The organism is Pseudomonas sp. PS02290, assembly GCF_029960075.1.
Classification (GTDB): Bacteria; Pseudomonadota; Gammaproteobacteria; order Pseudomonadales; family Pseudomonadaceae; genus Aquipseudomonas.
In genome coordinates this window covers 1-19373 of sequence record NZ_JASCOY010000083.1, presented here as the reverse complement: position 1 = coordinate 19373, position 19373 = coordinate 1, and the positions used below count along the sequence as shown (strand labels likewise).

At 62.3% G+C, this 19373-nt stretch carries 16 protein-coding genes; 6 read left to right on the top strand and 10 right to left on the bottom strand.

Features of this window, described 5'->3' with window-relative positions:
• Nucleotides 1–378: 378 nt before the first annotated feature.
• From QMX88_RS23775 to QMX88_RS23765, 3 genes are all read right to left on the bottom strand, one after another.
• Entirely contained in the window at nt 379–744 is a 366-nt protein-coding gene (locus tag QMX88_RS23775) for a hypothetical protein (RefSeq protein WP_282372687.1), read from the bottom strand.
• Between the two features lie 164 nt (nt 745–908).
• Complete coding sequence (locus QMX88_RS23770; RefSeq protein ID WP_282372686.1) at nt 909–1658, bottom strand: creatininase family protein; 750 nt, start codon at nt 1656–1658, stop codon at nt 909–911.
• A 109-nt stretch (nt 1659–1767) separates the two neighbouring features.
• Nucleotides 1768–2958 carry a GAF domain-containing sensor histidine kinase gene (locus QMX88_RS23765; protein WP_282372685.1) on the bottom strand — a complete coding sequence of 397 codons (1191 nt, stop codon included), beginning with the start codon at nt 2956–2958 and terminating at the stop codon, nt 1768–1770.
• Nucleotides 2959–3247: 289 nt separating this feature from the next.
• Between QMX88_RS23765 and QMX88_RS23760 the strand changes: the two genes are divergently transcribed.
• Nucleotides 3248–4585: a PQQ-dependent sugar dehydrogenase gene (locus QMX88_RS23760; RefSeq protein ID WP_282372684.1), complete on the top strand. Its 1338-nt coding sequence runs from the start codon at nt 3248–3250 to the stop codon at nt 4583–4585.
• Between the two features lie 80 nt (nt 4586–4665).
• Here QMX88_RS23760 and QMX88_RS23755 read toward each other — a convergent pair whose 3' ends face one another.
• Entirely contained in the window at nt 4666–5562 is an 897-nt protein-coding gene (locus QMX88_RS23755; RefSeq protein ID WP_282372683.1) for a DMT family transporter, read from the bottom strand.
• A 147-nt stretch (nt 5563–5709) separates the two neighbouring features.
• Between QMX88_RS23755 and QMX88_RS23750 the strand changes: the two genes are divergently transcribed.
• On the top strand, nt 5710–7044 hold the full coding sequence (locus QMX88_RS23750; RefSeq protein ID WP_282372681.1) for an aminotransferase-like domain-containing protein: 1335 nt from the start codon (nt 5710–5712) through the stop codon (nt 7042–7044).
• Nucleotides 7045–7216: 172 nt separating this feature from the next.
• Nucleotides 7217–7906, top strand: a complete 690-nt coding sequence (locus tag QMX88_RS23745; protein WP_282372679.1) for an ATPase — start codon at nt 7217–7219, stop codon at nt 7904–7906.
• Between the two features lie 232 nt (nt 7907–8138).
• Here the strand turns inward: QMX88_RS23745 and QMX88_RS23740 are convergent, their stop codons facing one another.
• Entirely contained in the window at nt 8139–10562 is a 2424-nt protein-coding gene (locus QMX88_RS23740) for a glucose/quinate/shikimate family membrane-bound PQQ-dependent dehydrogenase (protein WP_282372677.1), read from the bottom strand.
• Nucleotides 10563–10793: 231 nt separating this feature from the next.
• On the bottom strand, nt 10794–11213 hold the full coding sequence (locus QMX88_RS23735; protein WP_282372676.1) for an NUDIX hydrolase: 420 nt from the start codon (nt 11211–11213) through the stop codon (nt 10794–10796).
• A 735-nt stretch (nt 11214–11948) separates the two neighbouring features.
• Between QMX88_RS23735 and QMX88_RS23730 the strand changes: the two genes are divergently transcribed.
• Complete coding sequence (locus QMX88_RS23730; RefSeq protein WP_282372675.1) at nt 11949–12344, top strand: ester cyclase; 396 nt, start codon at nt 11949–11951, stop codon at nt 12342–12344.
• A 61-nt stretch (nt 12345–12405) separates the two neighbouring features.
• Here the strand turns inward: QMX88_RS23730 and QMX88_RS23725 are convergent, their stop codons facing one another.
• Genes QMX88_RS23725 through QMX88_RS23715 form a run of 3 tightly spaced genes read right to left on the bottom strand, consistent with a single transcriptional unit; the run spans nt 12406 to nt 16290 of the window.
• On the bottom strand, nt 12406–13623 hold the full coding sequence (locus QMX88_RS23725) for a cytochrome c (RefSeq protein ID WP_282372674.1): 1218 nt from the start codon (nt 13621–13623) through the stop codon (nt 12406–12408).
• Between the two features lie 10 nt (nt 13624–13633).
• Complete coding sequence (locus QMX88_RS23720) at nt 13634–15826, bottom strand: xanthine dehydrogenase family protein molybdopterin-binding subunit (RefSeq protein ID WP_282372673.1); 2193 nt, start codon at nt 15824–15826, stop codon at nt 13634–13636.
• 11 nt (nt 15827–15837) lie between these two features.
• Nucleotides 15838–16290 carry a (2Fe-2S)-binding protein gene (locus QMX88_RS23715; protein ID WP_282372672.1) on the bottom strand — a complete coding sequence of 151 codons (453 nt, stop codon included), beginning with the start codon at nt 16288–16290 and terminating at the stop codon, nt 15838–15840.
• 518 nt (nt 16291–16808) lie between these two features.
• On the opposite strand from QMX88_RS23715, the gene QMX88_RS23710 reads away from it, so the two are divergent.
• Nucleotides 16809–17081 (top strand): DUF2790 domain-containing protein, encoded by a 273-nt coding sequence (locus tag QMX88_RS23710; RefSeq protein WP_282372670.1) that lies wholly within the window; start codon nt 16809–16811, stop codon nt 17079–17081.
• A gap of 170 nt (nt 17082–17251) precedes the next feature.
• Here QMX88_RS23710 and QMX88_RS23705 read toward each other — a convergent pair whose 3' ends face one another.
• On the bottom strand, nt 17252–18151 hold the full coding sequence (locus tag QMX88_RS23705) for a LysR family transcriptional regulator (RefSeq protein WP_282372669.1): 900 nt from the start codon (nt 18149–18151) through the stop codon (nt 17252–17254).
• A 117-nt stretch (nt 18152–18268) separates the two neighbouring features.
• Between QMX88_RS23705 and QMX88_RS23700 the strand changes: the two genes are divergently transcribed.
• On the top strand, nt 18269–19135 hold the full coding sequence (locus tag QMX88_RS23700; protein ID WP_282372668.1) for an aldo/keto reductase family oxidoreductase: 867 nt from the start codon (nt 18269–18271) through the stop codon (nt 19133–19135).
• The last annotated feature ends 238 nt before the right edge of the window (nt 19136–19373 follow it).

Genomic DNA, 19373 nt, shown 5'->3' with positions numbered 1-19373 from the left:
TCAGATGCCACGCTGCAAAATCGAGGGTGTTCACTCTGGCCTCTTCCCGGCTAAAGCCAGTCCTACTGACTGATCGCATGCACTTGTAGGACTGGCTTTAGCCGGGAAGGCGTCAGATGCCACGCTGCAAAATTGAGGGTGTTTACACTGGCCTCTTCACGGCTAAAGCCGGTGCCACTGACTGATCGCATGCACTTGTAGGACTGGCTTTAGCCGGGAAGGCGTCGGATGCCACGCTGGAAGATTGATGGTGTTCACGCGGGCCTCTTCCCGGCTGAAGCCGGTCACCCTGACGGGAAAGGCGTGAGGCAGAAACAAAAACGGCGCCGTGCTGAAGATCAGCAACGGCGCACGTCAGAGAAGCGGGGGTAAAGCGAACTAGCTGCGCAGGTCTTTCTTGATTTCGTCTTCGTCTTTGTGAGGCGCCGCTGTCGGCAGCTCGGGAGGATAGAACTCGCCTTTGAGATTCAGTGCGGCAATGCGCATCTTGAGCTTTTCGATGACCACGTCGATGTCCTGTTGATCATCGAGATCGTCCACTCGCAGCCACAGGTGCGGAAGGTTTTCAAAGTACACGCCGTCGATTTCCACATCGGAGGTCATCTCGCGATCCTGGCGCCACAGGCACTTGCGGTGGACCGTCGCCGGGTCTTGTGGCCAGGTTTCTGACGTAGTCAGCCAGACCTCGTGGTAATCCTGCAGATCGATTTCTTCAACTTTGTCCAGTGGGATAAACGTATTCACATATCACCTGTCAGCCAAGGGGACCGGGCGAGGTCGTTGCGCTGCAGACTGCCCCAGGTCCCATACCGTTTCAAAAAGCGCATACCACTATGGCCGCCGTTTGGCGGACGAGTTCAACGCCGCGCGCTATTGCCGCACGGCCAAGCCACGTCAACGCAGCGATATCAATGCAGCGCTGGTTCGCGACTGAACGCGTCAACCGCGCGCACCAATCCTTTGGCGGCCAGCGCCACCAGTTCTCCGCCCTTTTCCGGCGTGGCCAGCGCAGGGTCTGAGCCCATGCGGCCATCGGGGAAGCGCGCTCGAAAATCCTTCGCTTCGCGGATCGGACCGGTCGGGGCAATCTGCGGCGAGTAGTCCGCTGATTTGATCGACTCCGGGTAAGCCCACTGGGTCACCGCGATCTCGGACGGCGTCGCGTGGGAGCCGTGGCCCACCGGGAACTGCCGATGGGCGAGTTCACCAACGCCTTCCAGGTCCCACCAGTTGATCAGCTTCATGGCGAAGCCTGCAGACCGCCCGGCGAAACTGGCCTCGGCATACAGCTCGGAAAACGCTGCCTCGATCGACGCGACGTTGCCGCCGTGCCCATTGAGGAAGAGGATTTTTTCGAAGCCATGGCCCGCCAGCGAGCGAGCCCAGTCACCAATCGCGGCGATGAACGTCGAGGGGCGCAGCGAGATCGTCCCGGGAAAGCCCAGATGGTGCTGCGCCATGCCGATGTTGAAAGTCGGCGCGATCAGGATGTCGGCGCTCTTCTGCGCTTCGTGGGCGATGATCTGCGGGCACATCCAGTCAGTGCCGAGCAGGCCGGTGGGGCCATGTTGTTCGTTCGAGCCGATGGGCACGACGATCGTGCGGCTGCGTTTGAGAAACTGCTCGATCTCGATCCACGTGGACTGGTGCAGAAGCATGTCAGGTGCTCTCCTCAGGGAAGGGGGCTTCAGAAAACCGGGTGATGGCGAAAAATCAATGTGCAGCGCAGCGCCGCCGGGTGGCCGTGCCGAAATCGGCAATCGGCGCTCAGGCAGGCGGCTCAGAAGGAAAACGCGCGATAAAACAGGTGCCCAGTTCCGCCGATGAGCTCACGGTCAGGATCCCGTCATGGGCAGTGGCGATCTGTGAGGCGATGTACAGCCCTAGTCCCAGGCCTTCCCCGCGACCACCGGCTTCGGACCGGGTGAAGGGCTCGAACAGCAGCGGCATCAACCGTGGCGAAATGGGCGCGCCATAATTCATGACGGAAATGATGACCTGATCGCATTCCTGCCATACGTGCAGATGGATCGGCGTCGTGGGTGACCCGTGGGTGACCGCGTTGCCCAGCAGGTTGGACAGCAACTGACTGATGCGCAGCGGGTCGCAGTAGACGGTGCCGCTGAGGTCGATGGCCTCGATGAAGCTCGCCTGCGGGTGCGACGCGCGGATCTCGTCCACCGTCGCTGTCAACACCTCGGGAAGTTCGTCGGTGATGTGGCGCTTCACCGGAATCCCGCCGCCCATTCGGCCCCGGGCAAAATCCAGCACGTTCTCGATCAGCACGCCCATGCGGATCGAGCTCTGCCGGATGGCCGCCACCAGCCCCAGCGAGCGCTTGTCTTCGGTTTTGGTCGCCAACAGGTCGGCGCTCATGCGGATCGCACTCAACGGCGTACGCAGGTCGTGGCCCAGCACCGCCATGAACTGTTCGCGCAGCCGGCCGTGTTCGTTGGCGTCGGTCAGCTCGGCGCGGGCGGTCTCCAGGTGACCCTGGGTGTCCAGGCTCATGGCGATCAACTGCGCGAACAGGGTCAGCGTCTTGACGATGGCAGGATCGCCCAGATTGGCCGGCACTGAATCGATCGCGCACAGCGTGCCGAAGAAGCGGCCGTCGGCCAGAACGATGGGGATCGATATGTAGCTTTCCAGCCCGTAGATGTTGGGCGTGTGATGGGTGGCGAACTGCGGGTCGGCGCTGGCGTGGCCGAAGACCACGGGTTGCTGATGCTGCCTGATCTCATGGCAGATGGTCGATTCCAGCACCAACTCGCCGCCCGGCTTGAGGCCGAAATTGATCGAGTCATCGACGGCGCAGGCCACCCAGTGGCTTTGCGTGACCCTGGCGATCGCCGCGAAGCGCATGCCGGTGATGTGCTTGACCATGCTCAGAATGACGGGCACGGCAGGGATCGCACTGATCGCCTCAACATCCAAAGCAAACTCTGGGCGGTTCATCGGATCTGGCTCTGGGGTGGTGGGAGGGCAGCGTAGCTAAAATCGGCCGATATGGCTAACCCCTCGGCCCCGTACGCGACGTGTCGGCGCAGATTATTGAACCCTGAGCCTCGCGCGGTGGTCGTTTTATTGATGCCCCAAGGGCAAATGTCATTTGCGTCCCATGAGCTGTTTGCTGTCGGTCGACGTGGCGATACTTGTCAGCCTTATGTCTCTTGAAGCGTTTGCTTCTCCCAGCTTCTAATTCTCAAAACAATGGGCCCATGGATGGCCGCCGCGAGGTTGAACGATGATTGCGATGCACCGATTTGCACTGCTGATGACCACTGCTGCGATGCTCAGTGCCTGCGGCGAGACCGCCAAGCTGCCGTTCCAGGCGGGTGTAGGCGCGCAGCCGCAACTGCCCGAGCCGAACAGCACGCTGATTCCGACGGTCAAGGTGTCCAAGGCCGTCGGCTGGAAGGGCACCGACACGCCCAAGGCCGCCGAGGGCTTCAAGGTCAGCGCGTTGGCCGAGAACCTCGATCACCCGCGCTGGCTGTACAGCCTGCCCAACGGCGACATCCTGGTGGCCGAAAGCAACAAGCCGCCCAAGCCTGAAGGCGCGACGGACGGCGGGCCGGGCGTGATGGCCTGGATCAAGCGCACCGCCACCGGGATCGTCATGAGCCGGGTGGGCGCCGAAGCCGAGAGCGCCAACCGCATCAGCATCCTGCGCGATGCCGACGGCGATGGCCGCGCGGAAATGAAGAAGGTGTTCATCAGCGGCCTGACTTCGCCGTTCGGCATGGTGCTGGTGGGCAACGAGTTGTTCATCGCCAATGCCGACGCGGTGGTCAAGGTCCCGTACAACGACGGCCAGACCGAAAGCACCGCCAAGCCGGTGAAAGTCACCGACCTGCCGGCGGGCATCAATCACCACTGGACCAAGAACATCATCGCCAACCGCGAAGGCACCAAGCTGTACGTCACCGTTGGCTCGAACAGCAACGTGGGCGAGAACGGTCTGGAAGCCGAAGAAGGTCGCGCGGCGGTCTGGGAAGTTGACGTCAAGACCGGGCAGAAACGCCTGTTCGCCAGCGGCCTGCGCAACCCCAACGGGCTGGCCTGGAAGCCGGGCAGCAACGAGCTGTGGACGGTGGTCAACGAGCGTGACGAAATCGGCAGCGACCTGGTGCCGGATTACCTGACCTCGGTCAAGGACGGCGCGTTCTACGGCTGGCCCTGGAGCTACTACGGCCAACACGTCGACAGCCGCCTGCAGCCGCCGCGCCCGGACATGGTCGCCAAGGCCATCGCCCCGGATTACGCCCTCGGCACCCACGTCGCGCCGCTGGGCCTGACCTGGTCCGACCCGCGCGGCATGCCGGCCAAATTTGCTGACGGCGTGTTCGTCGGCGAGCACGGCTCGTGGAACCGCAATCCCCAGGCCGGCTACAAAGTCGTCTTCGTCGGCTTCAAGGATGGCCGCCCAACCGGCCTGCCGGTGGACGTCCTGACCGGCTTCCTCAACGCCGACGGCGACGCGCAGGGCCGTCCGGTCGGCGTGATCCTCGATAAACAGGGCGCGTTGCTGGTGGCGGACGATGTGGGCAATAAGGTCTGGCGCGTCAGTCAGGCCAAGTGATGGCGCAGCGATGAAATGAAAAATGCCGGTGATGATCACCGGCATTTTTCGTTTGGGCCGCCCCTTGGTCGTGCCTGCAGCTAGCGTGAAAATCGCCGCGCTCCCGCCACGCAGAGAATCACCCCGACGGTTACGACCAGCATGCCCACGCTGACGCGTTCATGCAGGAGGGTCGCGGCCAGCGTCAGACCAAAAAAGGGCTGCAGCAACTGCAATTGTCCCACCGCAGCGATCCCGCCCTGGGCAAGACCGCGGTACCAGAACACGAAGCCAATCAACATGCTGAACAGCGACACGTAGCCCAGGCTCACCCACGCCGGTGCGCTGATGGTGGACAGGGCTGGCGGCGCGCTGAGCAGGGTCAGGATCAGCATGAGCGGCAACGCCAGCACCAGCGCCCAGCAGATGACCTGCCACCCGCCGAGGGTTCGGGACAGCGTGGCGCCTTCGGCGTAAGCCAGGCCGCAGACGACAATCGCCAGCAACATCAGCAGATCCCCCGCTGGTGACGCCGACAGCCCCTGAGCGCAGGCGAATCCCACCACCAGCGCACTGCCCAGCAACGAGAACACCCAGAACACCGGACGCGGACGCTCGCCGCCGCGCAGCACGGCGAACACGGCAGTCGCCAACGGCAACAGGCCGACAAAAACGATGGAGTGCGCCGACGTAACGTATTGCAGCGCCAGTGCGGTGAGCAACGGGAAGCCGATCACCACGCCACTGGCGACGATGAGTAGCGGCATCAGTTGACGGCGGTTGGGGCGTTTCTCTCGCAGCACCAGCAACAGGCACAGGGCAACCGCGCCGGCAATGGACGCTCTGGCGACGGTCAGGAAAAGCGGCGCGAACTCCAGCACTGCGAGGCGCGTGGCAGGCAGTGAGCCGCTGAAAATGATCACGCCGATCAGGCCGTTCAGCCATCCGGCAGTGGAGGGTTTTGCCGTCAGGGGCTGGGGCTTTGAAGAGATTTCCATGCGATGCGGACTCTTGGGGCGCAGGCGTGAGAACGCTGTTTCCGGTTGATGGTGTGTTGCCGACCGGGGCGGCCGCCGAGGTGGCGCAAGGAGCAGCCTAAAGAGCAATATCAGCACAATCAAAAAATTGTCATGGATACAGTGCTTATGCCACGCGCCCGCTACAAAATCCTTGTCGACCGATTCGCCGCGCAGATCTCAACCGGCGAACTGGCGCCCGGGACGCGCCTGCCGCCCCATCGTCAGTTGGCGGCAGCTGAAGGCCTGGCGCTGGTCACGGCATCCCGGGTCTATGCTGAGCTTGAAGCCATGGGCCTGGTGAGTGGCGAAACCGGGCGCGGCACCTTTGTCCGGGAAATCGCCCTGCCGCTCAGTCATGGCGTCGATCAGCAGACCAGCGTGCCCGGTGTGCTCGACCTCAATTTCAACTACCCGACGTTGCCGGGCCAGGCCGAACTGCTGCGCAACGGCCTTCGCCAATTGGCGTTGTCGGGCGATCTGGAGGCACTGCTGCGCTATCAGCCCCATGCCGGCCGAAGCCATGAGCGCGCTTGCATGGCGCGGCACCTTGCTGCTCGGGGATTAACGGTCGAGGCCGAGGAGGTGGTGATCGTCAGCGGCGCGCAGCATGGCCTGGCGGTCACGGTGATGGCCTTGCTCAAACCGGGTGATGTGGTCGCGGTGGATGCGCTGACCTATTCGGGGTTCAAAGTGGTGGCTGATGCGCATCGGCTGGAGCTGGTGGCGATCCCCTATGCTGACGATGGTCCTGATCTGGACGCCCTTGAAAAGCTCTGCCAGCGACGGCGAGTCAAGGCGGTCTACACGATGCCGACGCTGCACAATCCCATGGGCTGGGTGATGGACCTGTCGTGGCGCGAGCACTTGGTGCGCATCGCTCGGCAGCACGGCCTGCTGTTGATCGAGGACGCGGCCTACGCATTTCTGGCCGACGAGCCGCCCGCGCCGTTGAAAGCGTTAGCGCCGGAGCTGACCGTGTACGTCTCGGGGTTCTCGAAGAACATCGCGACCGGGCTGCGGGTGGGCTACATGGTCGCGCCGCTGCAATGGGTGTCCGCCATCGAGCGGGCGATCCGGGCGACAGTATGGAACACGCCGGGGGTGATGACGTCGCTGGTCTGCGGCTGGATCGAGGACGGCACCGTCGCGCGCCTTGAGGCGGAAAAACGCCTCGACGCACGGGCCCGACAAGCGCTTGCCCGAGAGCTGTTAATCGGGTTGAACGTCATCAGTCACCCGGCGTCCTATTTTTTATGGGTGCACCTGCCGGAGGATGCCAGGGCCGATCAGGTGGCCATGGCGTTGCTGGCGGACAAGGTGGCGGTCTCGACTGCCGAACCCTTCGCCACGTCCAGCGTTGTCCCCCACGGGATTCGCCTGGCGTTGGGCTCTCTGGATCTGGCTGCATTGCGGGTAGCGTTACAGGCAGTACGTCGGGCAGTTGGGCGTTACGTGTATTGAAGGGTACAAGAGGAGAGGGCAGCGGGCTTTGTTGAAGCATCGGTAAAGGTGTTTCTCACTCCGCCTATCATTCCTGAAATCGATAGTGACCATCACGGTAGGCGAGTTCTCTTTTTCTCGGAAGAGAGGAGGATGGCCCCATACCGAACTTGCTTGAGAAGGACGCCACGCGATGAAAATTTCAACCCTGCTGACCCTCGTCGCCGTGCTGTCCAGCGGATTTGTCGCGTCGGGTTCTGCTTCCGCGGCGGTCACTGCTTCGGCGGCAGATGCCGAGGCGTGCCATTTGCTGCCGGTGGTTGAAAGCCGTATGGCGCTGCAGTCTTCTCAAAGCGTTGGTGTGCTCTACAGCGAAAACACCGTCAGCACCCTCGAATACCTTGAGCGTTATCACGCGGTGGCGCTGAAAGGCGTCAAGAACGGCGGGCTGGATTCGCGTATTCGTGAGGCGTTCGTGAGCAGCTCCGATCCGAAACTGGCGATGGACTGGCTGAGAGGTTCTTTGGAGAAACAGTTCGCATCGGTGACCGTGTATGACAATCTCGACGCGCTGATGCAGGCGCGGCCGGACGTGGTGGTGATGCTCGACACCTACAGCCGCCTGGTGTCCCAGCGTAACTCTCAAGTGGAAGCGCGCTTCATCGCGAAGTTCTACGACTCGAACCTGCAATACATCGGCAAGGCTGAAGGCCTCGGCGCGAAAGAGCTGACCTCGGTGTGGGTACACGACAAGGCCGCTCCGGAGATCGCCGCGCAGATCAACCAGCAGCGCGATCTGCAGATCAACGCCCTGAAGCAGTTCGATGCTTCGCTCAAGGCGCTGGTGACTACCGGTAATTCGGCGGAAGTGGCGAGTAATTGATCGCTGCCTACAAGGCGAATGCGGTTCGATAGTGGGACCGGCTTTAGCCGGGAAGAGGCCGGTGTAATCGCCCTCGATTTTGCAGCGTGACGCCCGACGCCTTCCCGGCTGAAGCCGGTCCCACAAGGTAAAGGCAGTTCCCAAGGTGAATCCGGCCTGAGCCTTTCCCCTGATGCAAAAAAACCCGCTGCGCCCCCTCATCAAGGCGTCAGCGGTTTTTTTGTGGGAGCGGTTACTTGCTGTCAGGCAACGCGTAGGCAATCACGTAATCACCGCGATCCGCCGACTGACGGGCGCCGCCGGCGGTGATGACGATGTACTGCTTGCCGGTCTTCGGTGACACATACGTCATCGGGCCGCCCTGACTGCCAACGGGCAAGCGGGCTTTCCAGGCTTCTTCGCCGTTGGCGCTGTTGAACGCGCGCAGGTAGTAATCCTGGGTGCCGGCGATGAACACCAGACCGCCCTGGGTCGACAGCGTGCCCCCCAGCGTCGGCATGCCGATCGGCAGCGGCAGGTGCATTTTGATGCCCATCGGGCCAGTGTCCTGAACGGTGCCCACCGGCACTTGCCAGGCAATTTTTTGGGTCTTCATGTCGATGGCGGTCAGCGTGCCGAACGGCGGCGCCTGGCACGGAATGCCTGCCACGGACAGGAAGCGGTTTTTGTTTACGGCGTAAGGGGTGCCTTTCAGCGGCACGGCGCCCATGCCGGTGTTCAACGCTTCACCGCCGGACGCCGCAATGGCGTCCTTCAGTTGCGGCACCATCTGAATCCACAGGCCCAGGCGCATGTCATTGACGAAGATGAAGCCATGCACCGGGTCGGTCGACAGGCTGCCCCAGTTCATCCCGCCCAGAGAGCCCGGAAAGCTCAGCGAAATATCGGTGCCGGGCGCCGTGAACAGGCCCTCGTAGCGCATCTTCTTGAACGAAATCCGGCACAGCAACTGGTCGAACGGCGTGGCGCCCCACATGTCCGACTCGGTCAGGGTCTGCGCGCCGATCTGCGGCATGCCCACGGATTTTGGCTGGGTCGGCGAGTAGGGTTCGTTGGGGATGTTCGACGCCTTGACCGGGACTTCCTTGACCTCGGTCAGCGGCTGGCCGGTGTGACGATCGAGGACGAAAATCTGCCCGGCCTTGGTGCCGATGACCAGCGCCGGCACCTTGCTGCCGTCAGGCTTGGCGAAGTCGATCAGGCTCGGCTGCATCGGCAGGTCGAAATCCCAGAGGTCGTTGTGGACCGTCTGATACACCCACTTCTGCACGCCGGTGGTGGCGTTCAATGCCAGCACCGAGGCGCCGTAGGTGTGGTCGAGCTCCGTGCGTTTCACACCATAAATATCGGTGGACGAACTGCCCATCGGCAGGAACAGCGTGTTCATGGCCGGGTCGTAGGACATCGGTGCCCAACTGTTCGGCGTGCTGCGCACATAGGTTTTGTCGGCGGCAGGGGCCTGCTTGTCTTCGGGATTGCCCGGATCGAACGCCCAGCGCATCTGCCCGGTGACCACGTCAAAGCCCCGGATCACGCCGCCCGGCATGTCGGCCTGTACGTTGTCGGCCACGCGTCCGCCGACGACCACGGTGGTGCCGGCCATCAGCGGCGCCGATGACAGTTGATAGTAGGAATCGGGCACGTTGCCCAGACCGGCCTTGAGGTCGACCTGGCCGTTGTTGCCGAAGCCCTGGCAGAACTCGCCGGTGTCGGCGTCCACGGCAATCAGGCGCGCGTCGATGGTGTTGGTCAGCAAACGACGCTGGCAGTTGGCGCCGGCCGGCACTGCGACCGGCGCGGCGGGGGTGCTGTCATCGGTGGGTGGCGCGACGGCGGCGCTGGCATCGAAATAGGCCAGCCCGCGGCAGCGTTGCCACACGGCGGACTTGGCGTTGATTTCGTTTTTCCACAGCTGCTTGCCGGTATCGGCGTCCAGCGCGATGACATTGTTGTGGGGCGTGCAGATGAACACCTTGTCGCCGATCTGCAACGGGGTCATCTGGTCTTCGGCGCCATTGCCGTCGCTGATGGCGACGTCGCCGGTGTGGTAGGTCCAGGCCGGCACCAGCTTGCTGACGTTGTCGCGGTTGATCTGGTCCAGCGCCGCAAAACGGCTGCCGCCCTCGTCATTGCCATAATGCGCCCAGTCTTTCTGCGCGTGGGCCGGATCGACTTTGGTCAGCGCCGGGCCATCCCCCGTCGGCGACACCGAGGCGTGGGGCTGAAACATCCCCCAGAACCCGGCGACCAGCGCCACCGCCAGCACACCACCAACGAGGTAACCGACGCGACCGGCTGCGAGGCCATTGGCCTTGCGCAGGGAAGGGTAGATCAGCGCGACCAGCAGACTCAGCACGCCGAGGGCAAACAGGCGGGAAACCAGCGGCCAGAACACCAGCCCGGCGTCCACCAGCGCCCAGATCAGCGTTAGCAGCATCACCGCTGCGAACAGCCACGCGCCTGACAGGCGACGCCGGAACAGCAGGACGGCCGAGATAATCAGGCCCAGACCGGCCAGCAGGAAATACGCACTGCCGCCTAGCGTGACGAGATAGCCGCCGCCGGCTGCAAAAAGTAATCCGAAAACCAGCACGCCCAGCGCGACGACCCGAATGGGCCAGCGGCTGACGGCTGCCGAAGGTTGTGAGTGATTCATGAGGCATTCCTGCTGACGCGAAGAAGGGTCGTGGACGACCGATCAAGTGAGGTGGGGACAAGGGTTTAGAGCGTGATGGCTGCCAGATGGAGTTCTTCCGGCATTATCCGTCGCGTAATTAACCGGTTAGTTAATTCCGGTGACGATATCAAAAAAACGCCATGCCTGCGTCAATTTGTCTCTGTTTGGGTGAGTCGGGGCGGGCGTCCTTCGGGGCCGGACGTGTCAACGCTACTGATCCATGAACTCGCGTAAGCGGTGTTGCAGGCGGTCAACCGCGTTGTCCATCGCAAGAAACGCCTCCACCGTCATCACCTGCCAGCGCTGGCCTTCGTCGCCGAACACCACCTGATCGAAAAGGCCGTCAGCCACTTCAGCGACGAAAAACCAGGTGTCGAGCCCGTTGACGCCCTGACCCGGGTAGACCCGTTTGTGGATGAAGGAAGCGGGGTCGAGGACGATGCCGAATTCTTCCATCGTCTCCCGCACGGCGCACTCTTCCGGGGTCTCGTCGCCTTCGCGGCCGCCGCCGGGCAGGTCCCACAGATTCGGCCACGGGATCTCCGGCTTGTCATCGCGTTGGTACGTCAGCAGCGAACCGTTGCACAGAATCGCGACTTTCGCACCGGAGAAGGGAGGGTGGGAGGACATGATTGCGCCTTCATGGAGTCAGTGCGGATAACCTAGCACTTCCTGGCTGAGGCATCTTCTTGCAGCCAGTAGCAATGACACACCGCAGTCATTCAGTGGGACCGGCTTCAGCCGGGAAGGCGTCAGTCGTCACACTGCAAAATTGATGGTGTTTACGATGGCCTTTTCCCGGCTAAAGCCAGTCCCACTAAAAGCATCGCGTGCATCCAGCAGCACCGGTGGTGTACCGATGAAACTGAAACACCGCAGTCATTTAGTGGGACCGGCTTCAGCCGGGAAGGCGTCAGTCGTCACACTGCAGAATTGATGGTGTTCACGCTGGCCTCTTCCCGGCTAAAGCCAGTCCTACTAAAAGCATCGCGTGCATCCAGCAGCACCGATGGGGTACCGATGAAACTGAAACACCGCAGTCATTTAGTAGGAACGGCTTTAGCCGGGAAAGCGTCAGTCGTCACACTGCAAAATTGATGGTGTTTACGCAGGCCTCTTCCCGGCTAAAGCCAGTCCTACTAAAAGCATCGCGTGCATCCAGCGGAATCGGTGTGGTCCCGATGAAACTGACACACGGCAGTCATTCAGTGGGACCGGCTTTGGCCGGGAAAGCGTCCGTCGTCACACTGCAAAATTGATGGTGTTTACGATGGCCTTTTCCCGGCTAAAGCCAGTCCCACTAAAAGCATCGCCTGTTTGCAGTGGGACTTACATTCATTCGCCCTACCCACCCCGGGAGACACCATGGACCACCAGACACTCAAAGACGCCTACACCGGCTACATCGCCTGCCTCAATCGTCAGGACTGGGCTGCCTTGGGAGACTTCGTCGGCGAGGACGTGCATTACAACGGCGAGCGCGTCGGCCTGGCCGGCTATCGGCAAATGCTGGAGCGGGATTTCCGCGCCATTCCTGACCTGCGTTTCGTCATCGATCTGCTGATCGCCGAGCCACCGCACATTGCCGCGCGGCTGACGTTCGATTGCACGCCGGTGGGCGAGCTGTTCGAGGTGGCGGTGAACGGGAGGAGGGTGCAGTTTACGGAGAACGTGTTCTACACGTTTGAGGCGGGGCGTATCGTCAACGTCGCGTCGGTGATCGACAAGGCAGCGGTGGCGGCGCAGGTGCCGAAGCCCTGAACCGCCGAATGGCCTGGCAGCGCGGCTGACTCAGAGGCGAATCAGCAGCGCCGCCCCTCCATCAATGCAACGCGCTGGCGCGGTTTTTCGCGACGTCTTCGGCTTTGACCTCGCCGTCGCTCTGACCGAACCGACGCAGCACGAAGGTGCTCACGGCAGCCAGTTCAGCGTCGCTGTAGCTGCGGGCGAAGTCAGGCATGCGCTGGTCGACCCGTGCCGCGGTTGGCGTGTGACCTTCCAGCAGCGTCGCCATCAGGTTCCGGCCTTTGGGGTCGTTGACGGTTTTCAAACCGGCCAACCCACCCGCCGGTGATTGCCGCCCGCTGCCGTCGATCTGGTGACAGGCCACGCAGGTGTCGTTGAACAGCTTCTGGCCGAGCCCCTTTTGCAGCGCGGCGTCGTTCACCGCCATGGTTGGGCGGGGGATGCCTTCGCTTCTCGCCGGCGTGCTCTTGAGGTACACCGCGATGGCTTTCAGGTCCGCTGGATCAAGGTAGCGCAGGCTGTGCTCGACCGCGTCACCCATTGGCCCGCCCGCGCCGCCGAAACCGGCCGCGTAGCCCTTCGACAGGTAGCTGACGATGGCGTCTTCCGGCCAGGCGCCGATGCCGTATTTGGCGTCGGAACTGATGTTGTAGGCCATCCAGTTGCCCAGTTCCGCACCCGCCAGAGAGTTGCCGGTGCTCATCGCCTGGAAGATGTTGCGTGGGGTATGGCATTCGCCGCAGTGGCCCGGGCCCTGCACCAGATACGCGCCACGATTCCATTCAGCCGACTGCTTGCTGTCCGGGACGAAGCGTTCGTTGCCGGCGAAAATCGCGTTCCAGAACATCATTCCCCAGCGCTGATTGAACGGGAACGAAATTTTGTTTTCGGGCGGCATCTGCTTCACCGGCTCAAGGCTGAACAAGTAGCCCTTGATCGCCAGGATGTCTTCCCGGGACATCAGCGTGTACGAGGTGTAAGGGAAGGCCGGGTAGTAATGCTTGCCGTCCTTGCCCATGCCTTTTTGCAGGGCGTCGACGAATTCGTCGTCGGTCCAGTTGCCGATCCCGGTTTCTTTGTCCGGGGTGATGTTGGGGGAATACAGGCTGCCGAACGGCAATTTGAATTCCAGCCCGCCGGCGTACGGCTTGCCGCCCGGCACTACGTGGCAGGCCACGCAATCAGCGGCGCGGGTCAGGTATTCGCCCTTGCTCATCGCTGGGGTGTCGCTCGCGTAAACGGTGCTGGCCAGCAAACCGGCCACAAGTCCGAGCGCAGTGTTCAAAACGTTCATGACGCGCTCCTCAAACAGTGAAATAGCCAAAGCGGCTCAACGGCAAACGACGCTCACGCACACCGGTCGCGGCGTACACCGCATTGACCAGCGCGGCCGCAGCGGGCACGGCCCCGGTTTCACCAACACCGCCAGGGGTCTCGACGCTGTCGACGATGTGCACCTCCACCGGTGGCGCGTCGCTCATGCGGATCTGCCGGTACTCGTGGAAGTTGGTCTGCTGCACTTGACCTTTCTCGATGAGGATTTCGTTGAACAACGCGGCCGACAGACCGAACAGCGTGCCGCCTTCCATCTGCGACGCTACGGAGGTCGGGTTGGTCGCGAAGCCGCAGTCGATGACCGTCACCAGCCGCTTGATGCGCAGGCCTTTGTCGCCTTGCTTCTCCAGCTCGACGATGGTCGCAACGAAGCTGCCGAACACCGCCGTCACCGCCACGCCACGGCCGGAACCGGCAGGCAGCGATTTGTCCCACTCCACCAGTTGCGCCGCTTTGGTCAGCACCGCCTGGGCGCGGGGTTGCGACTGCATCAGCGCCAGGCGGTATTTCACCGGATCGACCTTGGCGTTGTGCGCCAACTCGTCGATGAAGCACTCGATGGCGTAGGTGCTGCGCAGCGGTCCGACGCCACGCCACCACGAGACCGGAATCACTTCCGGGTCGTGACGGATGTAGCGCACCTGCAGGTTGGGCAGGGTGTAGATCGGGTCCTTCGCCACTTCGACGGCATCGCCATCGACGCCGTCAGCCGGCAATGCGCCGATATAGGCCGCGACCACCGAGGCACCGGCGATGCGATGCTCCCAGCCCACCGGACGCAGGTCTTTGTCCAGCGCCGCATTGAGGCGGTCGACGTAGTGCGGACGATAACGGTCGTGGGTCATGTCCTCTTCGCGGCTCCAGATCAGCTTGATCGGGTAGCTCAACTGGCGCGCGATGTCCACGGCCTGGAAGATGAAGTCGGACTCCAGACGACGACCAAAACCGCCGCCGATCAACTGGTTGTGGATCACCACCTTTTCCACCGGCATGCCGCAGACTTTGGCGGCGCCCGCCTGGGCCATACCCGGCGCCTGACAGCCGACCCACAACTCGCACGCGTCGGCGCGCACATGGGCGACGCAGGTCATCGGCTCCAGAGGGGAGTGAGACAGGAAGGGTTGTTCGTAGATCGCTTCGAAGCGGCTCGAGGCATTTTTCAACGCCCCGGCGATGTCACCGGACTGGTGCGCGAACACACCGTCGCCAGCGCTCGCCTCGAACAGCGATTTGTCCAGCTGGGCCGAATCAAGACCGGCATGGGGGCCGAGGTCCCAGTCGATGTCCAGCGCCTTGAGCGCTTGCTGGCAGGACCAGAAGTTGCTCGCCGTCACCGCCACCGCGTTGTCCAGACGGACGATATCGCGCACGCCGGGGACCTTGCGCGCAGCGTCTTCATTCTTGACGCCGCGCAGCGTGCCGCCATGAACCGGGCAGGTGAGGGTGGACGCAATCAGCATCCCCGGCACTTGCAGGTCGATGGTGAATTTCGCCGTGCCATTGACCTTGTTCGGGGTGTCCAAACGCTGGACCGGCTTGCCCAGCAGCTTGAATTCGCTGACGGCTTTGAGGGGGATCTCGGTCGGCAGCGGCAGCTTCGCCGCAGCGTCGACCAGCTCACCGTAACCGGCACTTTGGCCGTTCGGGCCGATGACCCGGCCGTTCTCGGCATGGCACTGGCTCGGCGCGACTTTCCAGCGCATGGCCGCGGCCTGGATCAGCACGATGCGCGCGCCGGCGCCGGCCTTGCGCAGGGGCTCCCAGCTGTAGCGGGTGGAGGTCGAACCGCCGGTGGCCTGAAAGCTCAGCAGCGCGTCGGTGTACAGCGCTGCATTGGGCGGCGCCTCGGTGATGGTGATCTGGCTCATCGGCACTTCGAGCTCTTCGGCGACCATCATGGCAATGCCGGTCTGCACGCCCTGGCCCATTTCGATCTTCGGTGAAATCAGCGTGACGGCGCCGCTGTGGTCAATGCGCACGAAGGCGCCATAGCCTTGCTCGGCGTTGTCGCCCAGGCTGGCGCCCTTGACCAGATCAGCGGCGAAGCTGCGGGTGACTGACGCCGGCAGGTAGGTGCCGATGACCAGCCCGCCCAGTAGCGCGCTGCCTTTGAGCAATCCACGACGCGAGAGCATCGCGGCAGATGATTGTGATTCGGACATGATGACTTCCTTCAGGCCTGGCTGACGCTTTTGATGGCGGCGCGAATGCGGGTGTAGGTGGCGCAGCGGCAGAGGTTGCCCGACATGGCGTTGACGATCTGCTCGTCGTTGGCTTTGGGGTGTTCCTGCAGCAGCGCGACGGCCGACATGATCTGCCCCGACTGGCAGTAGCCGCATTGCACGACTTCATGGTCCAGCCAGGCTTTCTGTACCGCCTGCCCCACGGCCTGCTCGCCCACCGCTTCGATGGTGGTGACCTTGCGGCCGGCGACGGCACTCACCGGCAGTACGCATGAGCGCACGGCCTGGCCGTCCAGGTGCACGGTGCACACGCCGCATTGGGCAATGCCGCAACCGTATTTGGTGCCGGTCAGGCCCACCACGTCGCGCAGGACCCACAACAATGGCATGTCGTCGGCGACATCCAGGTCGTGCTCCTGGCCGTTAATCATCAATTTCTGCATCACAACCTCAGACGGTCATCACGGTTGACGCACTGCGCCACGAGCAGGCTCGTGAGGCGGCATCAAGGCTTCGGTTTGTTTTAAAAAAATAGCGCCGTGCCAGTGGCCAGCGCTTTATATAGGTCTGCTCGGACATTTTGGTTCGGGACGAGTCAGCGGGATGAATGGTAGTACGTTCATCCTTGGAAATGTTTGATTGCGCTGAAAATATTTCCCGACAGGCACTTCAATCACCCGCGACAACATGACGCGCTCCGCCGTAGTGCAGTCCCTGCATCTGTCGCACTTAACAGGGGGGCTGCGCCAGTCTCACTCGATGTGTTGAAAGTTGTGAGTTAACAGAATGCGCAAGGGTCTATTACGGAAATTGATCTAATCAACTCAAGCATCGATGACGGTGATGCGCCTTATCGATTTTAAGTATTTATCATCTGCGCCGATCACGAACAGAATGGCCCCAGAAGCAAACGACAAGCGCTTTGCTCCCTTGCTACTTAATGAACTTCTGGAGAACGACCATGAAAGTATTAGCCTTCGCTGCTCTGTCCCTCGTCAGTGTATTTGCCGCTGCCGGCGAACTCCCGGCCACCAGCCAACAGCACTCGGTCCAGGTTGAACAATACAACCGCCACAAAGGTATCGACGTCGCGAAAGTGATCAGCATTAAAAACGCCCAGGACCCACAGAGAGTTGATGGTCCGGTGCAATCCACCATGGTTTATGTTGACCACGCCGGCGTGACCCACAGCCTTGACTACACCATCATGGGTTACGGTCGTCAAAATGGTTGATCGCCAGTGCCCTGGCGGCTTCAACTACAAACGCTATAAAAGAAACGCTGCATTGAATGCAGCGTTTTTTTTGCTTGATTATCTAGTTGCAACATCCTGCGGGCTAGTTCGACCATGAACTTGCAGTTATTTATTTAAAATATCTGGTCAGTTCTGTGCACGGACAAGCATCACGCCCGCCGCTGGATGAAGTCCAGGAAGGCTCTCAGCGGTGATGGCACATAGCGCCGCCCCGGGTAATACAGAAACGGCCCGCTGAAGCTTGGCCACCAGGGTTCGAGCACCGGTTCCAGCGCGCCGCTGTCCAGATGGGGACGCAACCAGTCTTCGAACAACGAGACGATGCCCAGGCCGTCAATGGCGGTTTGCACGGCAAGGTCGACGGCGCCGCCGATCCGCACGGTCAACGGGCCGGTCGGCTCGACGCGAACCTCTTCTCCGTCGCGCTCGTATTCCCATAAAGGTATCAAACCGCTCGGAAATTTGCCCCGCAGGCAGCTGTGGTTGAGCAGATCCCTTGGATGTTCAGGGCGGCCCCGGGCATCGAGGTACGCCGGCGATGCGGCGGTCGCGAAACGCTGAACGCGCGGGCCGATGGGCACGGCGATCATGTCCTGTTCAAGGCGATCGTCGTAGCGAATGCCAGCGTCGCAGCCGGCGGCGAGCATGTCGACGAAGCTTTCCTCCGTGACCACTTCCATGCGGATGTCCGGGTGCGCCTGCAGAAACGGAGTGATGATCTGCGGCAATATCAGGCGGGCGGCGCTGACGGGCACGTTGAGCCTGAGCGTGCCGGAAGGGCGGTCGCGGAAATCATTGACCACGTCCAGCGCGGATTCGACTTCGCCGAGGGCCGGGACAATCCGTTCCATCAGCCGCGCGCCGGCTTCGGTCGGCACGACGCTGCGGGTGGTGCGGTTGAGCAGGCGCACCCCCAGGCGCGATTCCATGCGCCTGACGGCGTCGCTGAGGCTGGACGCAGACTTGCCACTCAGCCGTGCGCCTTCACGAAAACCGCCTGCGTTGACCACGGCCACGAAGGCCAGCAAATCCTGAATGTCTGTCGCCATTGTCCGCTCACTCGTACAACCCGTGCCGATTGCACCTGATTATCAGCGCAGCGGTCAACGCCTATAGTCAGCCCACCACTTGAGCCATCCCACGTTCTTGATCACGAGGCGTCACCCATGAACCAGGCCAGCAAGGCAGGACACTTTTCATTCGGCGGTCGCACCGTCAACCGCATGGGGTACGGCGCCATGCAGCTGGCAGGGCCCGGCGTTTACGGACCGCCGAAAGATCACGCGGCTGCCATCGCCGTTCTGCGTGAAGCGGTTGCTTCCGGCGTGAACCATATCGACACGGCCGACTTCTATGGTCCCCATGTCACCAACCGCCTGATCCGCGAGGCCCTGCATCCTTATGCCGACGAGCTGCTGATCGTCACCAAGGTTGGCGCGTCCCGAGGCACCGACGCTTCATGGAATCCCGCCAACAGCCCGGCGGAACTGGTGAGCGCGGTGCACGACAACCTGCGTAATCTCGGCCTGGAAGCGCTGCACGTGGTGAACTTCAGGGCGTGGGGCACCGGGCATTCGCCGGATGAAGCGTCGATAGCCGAGCAGTTCAGTGCGCTGGCTGAATTGCAGCGTCAGGGGCTGATTCAGCATCTGGGCCTGAGCAACGTCAGTGCGAAACAGGTTGCCGAGGCGCAGGGCATTGCCCAGGTGGTTTGCGTGCAGAACCATTACAACCTGGCCCACCGAGATGACGAGCAGCTGATCGCAGAACTCGGCAAGCAGGGCATCGCCTACGTGCCGTTCTTCCCGCTGGGCGGTTTCACGCCGTTGCAGTCGCAGACGCTGTCGGACGTCGCCACACGCCTCGACACCTCGCCAATGTGCGTGGCACTGGCATGGCTGCTGCAGCGTGCGCCCAACCTGCTGCTTATTCCGGGCACCTCCTCGGTGGCGCATCTGCACGAAAACCTTACTGCCACCGAGCTGGTGATCCCCCAGGACATGCTCGCTGAACTCGAAGGGCAGAGCGCCTGAAGCTGTCCCGGCTTGCGCCGGCCCTACGTCTGGCGCATGGGGTGCCACTGGAGGAATGCATGCTTTCAGTGGGACTGGCTTTAGCCGGGAAGAGGCCGGTGTGAGCACCAACAATTTTGCGGCGTGACGACCGACGCCTTCCCGGCTGAAGCCGGTCCTACATTTAGACCACGCGGTGCAGCTGGACGAATGCGGTGTCATCGTAGGACCGGCTTTAGCCGGGAAGAGGCCGGTGTGA